Here is a 1,404-nt window from a genome sequence, read left to right on the forward strand (position 1 = left end):
ATTTTGATCATCGTAGGGTCATTGTAGAATCATTATGAGATCATCGTGGGATCATCGAATAAAGTATGGGAAAGGCTTGCGGTGCTTGGTATTAAGGGCATTCTCCGCCTCCCAGGTTCTTGACCATTTTCTCTTATAAGTGGGATTTTTACCACGTTGAGAGAAAATGGTCAAGAACCTGGGAGGCGGAGAAAACATACCAAGCACCACAAGCAAAAAAAGTTAGAGTAACTTCCAAAAAAGAAAAATTTTTTAGAACAACTTTTGAAAATTTAATTTTGATTTATATCCGTTCAATTTAAACATTTGATAAACTGAAGGCTAGTATTTAAAATGTGTATACAAGTGGTAGCGTTAAAAAAAGTGGAGGTATAACCTATGTTAAAAAAAACTGTGTTGGTACTGGGTTCTATTTCTCTAGGAATATTAGGTTTTAGCCCCATGCTATTATCCGTAATTGGAAAAAACAATTCCAACAGAGAACTTAAATTGAATTCAAATTATTACAACAGTCCTAACGAAGAATTGTTTGTAAAAGAAACGGATAAATAATAAAAAAGACTGCTCTTCCGAGCAGCCAGTTAAAAAATAATGAGTGTTTATTCTTGAAAAAGCAACGCGCTTATAAAGCGCTACCAAAAATTTATCATATTTTATGAAAAATAACAATCCAGTAAAAAATGACTGGTAAAAATTCACAAAGAAACGGAAAGAAGCAACTGCAGAAAATCAAGCCTTAAAAAGAGCTTTTTACCTAGACCAATTAAAAATCACAAAGTGAGCCCCTGTATCGGTTGATACAAGGGCTACTTGGCATACTCGACATTATGTCTACTAACCTTTAAAATAACACGTTTTATAAAATAAACCCTCTTGACAATATTTAATTTTCTGATTATTCTAAATATATACAGAAAGCGCTTTCCTAGGATTTTATATCTAAGGAGGAAGTAACAATGAAAAATAAAATTATTAAAATTATTACTTGTCTATTTTTGTTCGGTATGATTGTTGGAGCAAGTACTCCGTTAAATCTGTTTCCTTTTAGTGCTAGAGGTATAAAAGTGGAAGCTGCAAGTTCACGATATAATCATAATCATCGTGGATTTACTTGCTATAAAATGAACTATTATGTTACTAATAAAATGTGTAGAGATTTGAAAAAAAATTATAATAAGCTAAAGACTCCTGCTCAAATTGCATCTTTTATTCCTATTGGTGGAGTTGGAACATGGGTTATTACAAATGCTTTTAGTAGTGCTGTTGATGCAATGAATGTCTTTGTAAGAGCTGCAAATCAAGGAAAAGGTGTACAATTAACATATAATGCTCACTTTAGCAATACAACATCATATCAATACAATGATTACGCTCGTTATGTAATAAAATAATCAGAAAGTGAAA

General features: G+C 31.8%; 1 protein-coding gene. It reads left to right on the forward strand.

All coding sequences use genetic code 11. The features are described 5' to 3' along the window. The first annotated feature begins 956 nt into the window (after positions 1 to 956). Complete coding sequence (gene bacA, locus ACP693_RS17620; RefSeq protein WP_002351079.1) at positions 957 to 1,391, forward strand: bacteriocin 51 precursor BacA; 435 nt, start codon at positions 957 to 959, stop codon at positions 1,389 to 1,391. Positions 1,392 to 1,404: the final 13 nt, after the last annotated feature.

Source organism: Brevundimonas sp. TWP1-3, from assembly GCF_049896085.1.
Classification (GTDB): Bacteria; Pseudomonadota; Alphaproteobacteria; order Caulobacterales; family Caulobacteraceae; genus Brevundimonas.